Annotated in this window: 6 protein-coding genes; 3 read left to right on the top strand and 3 right to left on the bottom strand. The window is 42.6% G+C overall.

The window, feature by feature from the left end; all coding sequences use genetic code 11:
• Window positions 1–233 precede the first annotated feature (233 nt).
• Window positions 234–566 carry a hypothetical protein gene (locus tag ACO1R6_RS14460; RefSeq protein ID WP_486265605.1) on the bottom strand — a complete coding sequence of 111 codons (333 nt, stop codon included), beginning with the start codon at window positions 564–566 and terminating at the stop codon, window positions 234–236.
• A gap of 338 nt (window positions 567–904) precedes the next feature.
• Between ACO1R6_RS14460 and ACO1R6_RS14455 the strand changes: the two genes are divergently transcribed.
• The 3 genes from ACO1R6_RS14455 (at window position 905) to ACO1R6_RS14445 (ending at window position 4,849) form a co-directional block, all read left to right on the top strand.
• Window positions 905–1,264, top strand: coding sequence for a hypothetical protein (locus ACO1R6_RS14455; protein ID WP_486265604.1), 360 nt, complete (start codon window positions 905–907; stop codon window positions 1,262–1,264).
• Window positions 1,265–1,632: 368 nt separating this feature from the next.
• On the top strand, window positions 1,633–3,207 hold the full coding sequence (locus tag ACO1R6_RS14450; protein ID WP_486265603.1) for an amino acid permease: 1,575 nt from the start codon (window positions 1,633–1,635) through the stop codon (window positions 3,205–3,207).
• A gap of 106 nt (window positions 3,208–3,313) precedes the next feature.
• The gene (locus ACO1R6_RS14445) at window positions 3,314–4,849 is read left to right on the top strand and encodes an aldehyde dehydrogenase family protein (RefSeq protein WP_486265602.1); all 1,536 of its coding nucleotides are present in this window, start codon (window positions 3,314–3,316) and stop codon (window positions 4,847–4,849) included.
• Between the two features lie 272 nt (window positions 4,850–5,121).
• Here ACO1R6_RS14445 and ACO1R6_RS14440 read toward each other — a convergent pair whose 3' ends face one another.
• Both ACO1R6_RS14440 and ACO1R6_RS14435 read right to left on the bottom strand, forming a co-directional pair.
• A complete protein-coding gene (locus ACO1R6_RS14440) occupies window positions 5,122–6,423 on the bottom strand; it encodes a PQQ-dependent sugar dehydrogenase (protein WP_486265601.1) in 1,302 nt (433 codons plus the stop codon).
• Between the two features lie 296 nt (window positions 6,424–6,719).
• The gene (locus ACO1R6_RS14435; RefSeq protein WP_486265600.1) at window positions 6,720–8,114 is read right to left on the bottom strand and encodes a T9SS type A sorting domain-containing protein; all 1,395 of its coding nucleotides are present in this window, start codon (window positions 8,112–8,114) and stop codon (window positions 6,720–6,722) included.
• Between the last annotated feature and the right edge of the window lie 924 nt (window positions 8,115–9,038).

The raw sequence follows: 9,038 nt of genomic DNA, 5'->3' as shown, positions 1-9,038 counted from the left end.
AGATCAACAATCAGTTGAGGAACATGTGTCATATAATATTTTCTTACAGCTAAGTAATAATACAATTAAACAGGTAAAATTACCCGTTAAAATAAATGCAAACGCAGCAAAATATGCTTACTGCTAAAACCTCCTGCTGCTGGTTAACCTACTATTCCGTTTATGTTTAATACTTAAAATGTCCGGAATATTAACAACTGCAAACAGGAACCTGCTTATTATTAATGCTAAAATTAAGGAGCGTTGGGCTGAATACTGGAAAGAAAAAAACGGGCCGTAAGGCTACAACCGGAAGCGCGGGGAATAAATTGCGTAAAAGCTTGGCGGAAAGGAATAAATACTATTACTAAACCCGCCGGCTGAAATGCTACTAGTGATTGCGGAAAAGCAACCTGAAAGTGTGGTAGCGTGGCTTCGAGCATTTTTTTTTGCTTACCCGCCGATAAAGTAGCGTTTTCTGAATGCTGTTGACCCGGTTTAATGCGCTTATCGGCTTTAAACGTTGGGGAGTAAGCTACCGCAGAAGAAAATACCGGATCATTAAAAAAACAATTTCCGGCAAACAAAAACGCGCAAAGAACTACAACAATTGTCAGATGCCGAAAGATTTGACCAAGCTTTACTGTTGAAGTTAATGACATTTTGGCTGCAAAGGTAAGTAATTTCCTTAAAATGGGAAACTCTATTCTAATCCTGAAAAAATGCAGCCAGTTTTTAGCGCTTTCTATCGTATTAAAAAGAATAAAATTATTCCCTTACCCCTGTTCTAAAGTGTGGGTTCTTGAATAAAATTGGTTTAAGCAACCTTCATTTGAACACCTTTTCCGGAAAAGAATACATTATTCTTTAAATTTTATTAAAGTAAAAAAATCGAGAATAAAGATAACTGCTATATTTGTTTTGTATGAAACTTACCGGCAATACCTCTGCTAGAATCCAGCTTTTTCTATTTGCCCTAGCCTTGCTATACCTGGTTTCTGCTAACCTGCGTTTTGCCGTAGAAAAATCGGACGGCCGGTTATATCACGCAACTGCTGTTACTCATCAGAATACGGCAGGCAAGCTAAACTTATATTTTACCGAAGCCCAAACAATCCATGCTTCTGATTGCGGTATTCTTTTTGAAAAGGAAGTTTTTGTTTTGCCTTTGCTTTTACTATTCAGCTTTATTTTATTACCCATCAAAACCCGGGTGCGGTTTCCATTAACAGCCTTTCGTTGCCATGGTATTTATTTCTTCCGGATTTTACCCAACGGGCCGTAACGCCTTTTGCAATAGCTGTTGCGAATAAATTATGACCAGCCTGAAAGCCACGTGGTAACCACCTGCTTTTTTCCAGCTTTATAATTTAGAACCAGGTTACTACAATGGGTAGCTGGTGCGCCAAACCCCTTAGGCGCGTATTGTTTTAAGAAAACCAACAACTTTAATTTAATATATACTTGCAGCTTTTTGCCTGAATATGGCCGGTGTATATTATATACACTGGCTTATAAGCTAATTTTTATTCCTTTATAAAAACTGCTATATTTTATTAAAACCCAACCTGCTACAGACCAACTATTTACATAAATAAAACCGATTAGTATTATTTAAGTCTTAACATTCAAAAAATTACAGAGAAAAATCTGATGGCTACAAAATTATTTGCCAAAAAATCTATTAATAAACTAATTCAGGAAGCTGAAGGCGGCCAAAGCGATGGGCATGGTGGGCATTCGCTTAAGCGTACCTTATCGGCTACTAACCTGATTATGCTGGGAATTGGGGCTATTATTGGTACCGGTATATTTGTTTTAACCGGAAGTGCCGCGGCGCAGTTTGCCGGTCCGGGTTTGGTTATTTCTTTTATTATTGCGGGTATTGGTTGTGCTTTTGCCGGCCTTTGCTACGCCGAATTTGCCTCCATGATTCCGATTGCCGGCTCGGCGTATACTTACGGCTATGCCACCCTCGGCGAACTGGTTGCCTGGATTATTGGCTGGGACTTAATTCTGGAATATATGTTTGGGGCGGCTACGGTTGCCGTAGGCTGGAGCGGGTACGTGGTTAGTTTTTTGCGGGATTTAGGCATTAATATAAACCCGATGTGGTGGAATGCCCCCGGCATAGAACTGGTGCAAGACCCACATACAAAAGCCTGGGTACAAATAACCGATCAGCTTACGCAAACTTATGCCAGCCAGGGCCTGAATATTGCCACCCTGCCCCACGCCACCGGGGTTTTTAACCTGGTTGCCGCCAGCGCTTTGTTGTTAATTACCGTTATCCTGGTTATTGGTATCCAGGAATCGGCTAAGTTTAATAACTTTATTGTATTCATTAAATTATTTGTAGTGCTCGCATTTATTCTGGCCGGAGGTTATTTTATTTTCCGGAACCCGGCATTGGCGGCCGACAACTGGACCCCGTTTGTACCGGATAATACCGGCGAGTTTGGCCATTATGGCTGGAGTGGTATTTTGCGGGCAGCCGGGGTAATATTTTTTGCTTACATTGGTTTTGATGCGGTAAGTACGGCGGCCCAGGAAGCTAAAAACCCGCAACGCGACATGCCTATTGGTATTTTGGGTTCGCTGGTAATTTGTACCATTCTTTACATCCTGGTTTCGGGCATTCTGACGGGCTTGGTAGACTACCGCAAACTAAACGTGGCCGAGCCTATTGCTTTGGGTATTGAGGCAACCGGTTACAACATTCTCAGCGACCTGATAAAAATTGGGGCCATTGCTGGTTTAAGTTCGGTTATGCTGGTAATGTTGTTGGGCCAGCCCCGTATTTTCTTTTCTATGTCCCGCGACGGCCTAATTCCGCCTTTCTTTGGAAAAGTGCACCCGCGTTTTCAAACGCCTTATATTAGTTCTATTCTTATTGGGGTAGTTTGCGCCATTACGGCGGGCGCTTTGCCCATTGCCCAGTTAGGCGAAATGACTTCTATTGGTACGTTGCTCGCTTTTGTAATTGTGTGCGGGGGTGTTTGGTACATGCGGGTACACGAACCCGACCGTCCCCGTCCTTTCCGGACGCCGCTGGTGCCTTTAGTACCTATTTTGGGTATTATTGTTTGCCTGGCCATGATGGCCGGCCTGAACATACATACCTGGTACCGGCTGTTAGGCTGGCTGGCCATTGGTTTGGTGGTGTATTTCTTGTATAGCCGGCACCACAGTAAACTTAATGTAACCGAAAAACAAAATGACCTTTAATTATCCTAAAAATAGCCTACCTTGGCGCCGCTTTAACTAGATTTAAATTTTTTAAATATTCAACCTAATTAACTGTAAGCAATACCAGTAGAAAAGCATTTAAATTATGGCTAAAATAATTTTACCCGAGGCAGAATGGTCTGTTCTGCTGAATAAGATTAAAAGCGTTACGCCCGAAATTTTTGATAACGAAGGCAGAATTTTAAATTTAATTGCCGGCGAATGGAAAAACCCGGGCCGCGGCAAACCTTATTTTTCCAGCATAGATGGCACCGAGTTAGGCAAGCTGCCCATGCTTAGCCTGCACGAAGGTTACTTGGCCGTTAAAGCCGCCGCTGCCGAGTTTGATACCTGGCAAAAAGTAAGCTTAGACAATCGGCGGGATAAGATTAAAACCTGCCTGGACTTAATCCGGGAAAACAGCCAGTTAATTGCTTACCTGCTTACCTGGGAAATTGGCAAACCTTACCACCAGTCGATGGTTAGTGTAGACCGCTGTATAACCGGGGTTGAATGGTACCTCGATAATATTGAAGAAATGGTAGCCGGCCGAAAACCGCTGGGCCTGATTAGCAATATTGCTTCGTGGAACTACCCGATGAGTGTACTGATGCACGCCATGCTGGTGCAAGCTCTGGCCGGTAACTCGGTAATTGCCAAAACCCCTACTGATGGTGGCTTATTTTCCTTATCGGTGGCTTGTGCGTTGGCGCGGCGGGCAGGTATTCCGGTTTCACTTATCAGCGGCTCGGGCGGCGAGTTAAGCGATGCGCTTATTCACTGCCAGGAGGTATCGGCGCTTTCTTACGTAGGGGGCAAAAGCCACGGCCGCGGCATTGCCTTAAGTTTATTAGACACCCACAAACGGCACATGCTGGAAATGGAAGGTGTAAACGCCTACGGTATCTGGGATTTTGAAAACTGGGAAGACCTGGCCGGGCAAATAAAAAAAGGGTTTGAGTACGGCAAACAGCGGTGTACAGCTTACGTGCGGTGGGTGGTTCAGCGCGAATTATTCCCTAAATTCCTGGACTCTTACATTCCGGCCATTAAATCTTTAAAAGTAGGCAACCCTTTATTAGTAGAAGAAGGCGCAACCGAACTTCCTAAGTTAGATCTGGGCCCGCTGATTAATACCGCTAAAGTAGAAGAATTACGGGGTTATTACGGCGATGCCCTATCTAAAGGCGCCATTGGCTTATACAAAGGCGAACTCGACGAAAGTATGTTTACGCCTAACCAGGATATATCGGCTTATTTTGCCCCGGCTACCTTGCTCAATGTATCCAGGAGCAGCCACTTATATTACAACGAACCCTTTGGCCCCTTAGATACTATTTTGGTAGTAGATAGTGTAGATGAAATGATCACCGAAATGAATGTTTCTAACGGTAACCTGGTTTCGTCGATTGCGACGAACAACAAAGTAGTAGCCGACCGGGTTGCTTCGGAGTTGCGTTCTTTTAAAGTGGGTGTAAATAAAGTAAGAAGCCGCGGCGACCGCGAAGAAACTTTTGGCGGATTGGGCCAAAGCTGGAAAGGTTGTTTTGTAGGCGGCAAATATTTAGTCTACGCGGTTACGCAAGGGCCAGCTCACGAAAAGTTGCCGGGTAACTTCCCCGATTACACCATGCTGCCCTAAATTGTAGCCCTGCTGCTGCTGCTGCTGCTGCTCGTCAAATCCAGCAAAAGAAAACCTTAAGCTTTTTAGCAGCAGGCATAACTTTTAGTCCGGTTAAAACAGTAATAACCAAAACTAATTTCCGGTTAGGCAAACTGTTCATCCGAGGAAATGAAAAAGGCCCGTTAGAAGTTACTAACGGGTCTTTTTGATATTGAACAAGGGATTATCTCTTTATTTTGAAATATTTTCGTACTAAAAGCGCAGATTACAGCTAATAATAACTTACAAAACTATCTTTTAGCTGAATTATTCTTTTGCGGACTGTAAGCTATCCGGTAAATGGTACCTTTTAAATCATCGGAAACGTAAAGGGCGCCATCCGGTCCCTGGGCCAAACCACACGGCCGGTGCTGAATAGGGCCAGTGGGCTGCACCAGGTCTACGCCCGCAAAATTATCTGCAAAAATTTCCCAGTCGCCGGCAGGTTTACCGTTTTTAAATGGTACAAAAGCTACCAAATAGCCTTTCTGCAGCTCCGTAGATTTGCCATGAAAAGCAATAAACGCGCCGTTGCGGTATTTTTCGGGGAACATGGTGCCGGTATAAAAAAGCATAGCATTGGGCCCCAGGTGCGCCGGAAAAGCAACAATGGGATCGAGGGCTTTTTCGCCGCCGGTTTTCTTGCCGTCGCCGCCGTATTCCGGCGCCAGTATTTTTTTATGTTGTTTATGGTCGTAATAAATATAAGGCCAGCCACCATCGGCACCGGGAGCTTTTATCTCGTACATGGTTTCGGCGGGCAAATCCAGGGTGTGCTGGGCCGTATAATATTGCGGAAACTTATCGTGAAATGGGCCCCGGCCGTGTTGTAAAGCAAACAAAGAATTGGTACGGCTATTCCAATCCAGGCCTACCACATTTTTAAGACCCGTGGCGTAGCGCACAGCGTTGCCATAACTCTGCCCGGTTTTATCTACTTTAAACTGCCAGATGCCGGCCACCGAATCTAAAAGCGTGCACGGCATCATACCTTTACCAGAATCGTCTTGCCGGCAGGCATCAGAATAAGAACCCACGGTAACGTAAATATTGCCTTTGTTATCGAGGGTGATTGATTTAGAAACGTCCCGGGTTTTGGCTACCAGTCCTTTTACAATTTCTTCGGGCTTTCCGGGCTGCATTACTTCTTCTTTGGCATTAAGCAGGTAGCGGTAAACCCCCGTGTTAGAAGCCGAATACAAGTAGCCGTTTTTAATAGCAATGCCGGTACCCGGGTAATCGGCAAAGGTTGTTTTCTGATCCCAGGTGCCGTTTTTATCAGTATCGCGCAAATGAATTAAACCTTTGCCATCTTTTAGTTTAGCCAATTTGGCGTAAATATCACCGCTTTTATTTACTACCATGTGCCGGACAGCACCCAAATCATCGGCCACAATGCTAGCCGAAAAACCGGATGGTAAAACCAGGTTGGCATTAGCTGGTAAAGTAGTTGCGGCAAGGCATGGATTTGTTTTTTGGGGGATGGCAATAAAACCGGAAACGCCGGCCAGGGTTGCCGCTAAACCAGCCACCCAGATAAATGTTTTTTTCATGTATTTTTATAGATTGGATTATTAAGCTTTTGGGGCCGGCAAGCGGCAATGCTTAATAATAAAGATAAATAATTAATTTTCCAGCCCGGCAGCTTTCTTATTAAAAATTTATTCTGGTTTTAAGGTCCGTGGTTTTACCCAATCTACTTATTATAATATATCGCCTAAAGCATTTTTCATAATTAAACCCGGCAGGTGTAAAACCTACCGGGTTTGCTGTACTTCTAATTTAATTATTGGTGTTAAAGGTTAGATATTTTTTGATATAATATTGCTTGTTAATTTACTTCTGGATTTTACTCCATTATAAGTTTACGGGTATATTTTACGCCAGTAGGCTGATGGTATATTACCTGGTAATACCCCTTGGCTAATCTTTTTAAATCTAAGCGGGTATTTTTAGCACCAACTTCAGGATTGATTTGCAACCAAACTTTGCCCATTACATCCAATACTTGTAACAATTCCTGGCCGGTTGCCAGCTCATGCGTTACTACAACGGCCTCGTTAGCCGGGTTCGGAAAAAGTCCAATACCCGTTGGAGCCATTTGGTTTTTAACAAAAATCAGGCTACTGTAAGTAGTTGTACCATTAAAATCAACTTGTTTTAAACGATAGTAATTACCGCCCGCTACGGGCGTATGGTGCGTATATTGGTAGTTTACGCGGCTGGTACTATTGCCAGCCCCGGCTACGGTTGCTAATTCCCAAAAGTTTTTGCCATTGGTGCTGGTTTCTACGGCAAAATAATGGTTATTTTTTTCGGAGGCAGTTTGCCAGGTAAGAAGGGTTTTACCGCTTTGTTCTTTACCGTTAAACTGGGTAAGACTTACGGGCAATACAATACCCGGCGATGGATTTGCTGAAGTAAACGAAGAGTTATTATGCGCTACAAAAGCTACGTCGCTTACCCCAGAAAGCCTGATCTGGAAATTACGGATATTTGCAATATTACTGCTGGTAATACCAAAATCACTAAAATCGGCGGCCCATAACCGGATATCTCTTGACCCATTGATAAAACTACTCGCTAAAGTCATGGGATTGGTATTTGCTTCATAAAAATCGGCGAGCCACTGACCTACCGGGCTAATATTTGTAAAAACTATATCCAAAGCAGTACCTACTTGTATGCCATTCGCATCGGTAAAAGTATACCGGTCAAAGTTAGAGCCAGAAGGATCTGCTACCTGGGTTACCAGAATATCCGGCACTCCATCGCCAATAGCCTGCGACGATAAATTGTTTATAGAAAAAGTTAAAGTTCCTACCGGTAAATTGGCCACACAGGTACCTAAATCTAATCCATTTAAACCATCGGTCAGGTAATAAGGAATATTGTTAGCTGGCGCCGGATTACTGGGCCCTGCAGCAACGCCATCGTACATAGCGCCCAAACCAATTTTAGTAGTGGAAGTTACTGTACCCGGAACAGCAGTTACCGGTAAACCCACAAAAGTAGTTGGATTAAAATTGATACCTCTTAAAGAAAGTGTTTTATTGTTTACGCCCGTAGAATAGGTGTTGCCTTTATAGGTAAAAGCTAACAGGTTATGACTGTTGTTAGGCTTAATAGTATTTATAGCCGTAGCCGAACTACGCCAGTAACCTTCAAAGTCGGTTATTACTTCACTAACTGCCTGGGCTGCTTGTCCGGCAGCATTACCCGAAGTTATAATAAATACCGCCAATAAGATTGAAGCTCTTTTTAATAAAAACCATTGGTTAATTACTAAATTATCTAGCCAAGACTTAGTTAAAAATAATTTAAATTTTAATAAAGGTGTAGAATTATACATAGGAGGCTAATTGCATTTAGATAAAAATTATACAAAAAAATAAGTTAAAGACAATTCCATGATTAGTATTAAACTATCAATCCGTATATTTCAACCCAAGAACTCCCATATAATTATTTCAACACCGCCTTTAGCCCATTCAATCAAAATATAACTTTACAAATATAATAGGCTTACCTTCTTCTATTTCCCTTGTTCGACAAACAGTATTATTTACCCGACGAACATAAGAAACACGCCGACAAACTTTACTATTGAAGCAAAAAACGTAAGTAAACCGCCTGATACACGGAATACAAACCAATCCACCTTTTACAGCACAATATAACTTTATTTATTAGCACCAGATATTACCGGCAGAAGCATGTTTGCATTTCCTGGCATTTGATGATTATGAAGTAATTTATACCAGAATGAATAATACAAATTGCCGTGTATTTTAAGGCGATAACCTGCTACCGGAAATATGAATGATAATTTTACTTAAAAGCCAAGAATACCGTTAATATTACTTATGCAAGCCAGCCCTGGCAAACCCTTTCCGCTAATTTTTTTAGCGATGAAAGCGTTTGCCAGGGCTGGGGTCAAAAAAGAAAATTAAGATTTTAAGCTTAAAACCTACAACCAATATTTAATTGCTGTTTTTACTTCACCAATATTTTAGCATTCAGAATGAGGTGGTTGTTTACACCACTGATACGCACCAGGGCCATGTTTTTCAGGTTAGCCGTTACACTAGCCGGCACGGCAAAGACCGGATTGCTTTCTTTTACTTCTACTACTTGGCTGTAGTGCAGCTTGCCGTATACATCCATT

Source organism: Adhaeribacter sp. (assembly GCF_057359045.1).
This window is presented reverse-complemented; position numbering and strand designations above follow the sequence as displayed.

What these genes read in the sequence shown, in the direction of transcription:
- ACO1R6_RS14440 (WP_486265601.1), bottom strand. Translation starts at nt 6,423, where the DNA reads ATGAAAAAAACATTTATCTGGGTGGCTGGTTTAGCGGCAACCCTGGCC.
- ACO1R6_RS14445 (WP_486265602.1), top strand. Translation starts at nt 3,314, where the DNA reads ATGGCTAAAATAATTTTACCCGAGGCAGAATGGTCTGTTCTGCTGAAT.
- ACO1R6_RS14450 (WP_486265603.1), top strand. Translation starts at nt 1,633, where the DNA reads ATGGCTACAAAATTATTTGCCAAAAAATCTATTAATAAACTAATTCAG.
- ACO1R6_RS14455 (WP_486265604.1), top strand. Translation starts at nt 905, where the DNA reads ATGAAACTTACCGGCAATACCTCTGCTAGAATCCAGCTTTTTCTATTT.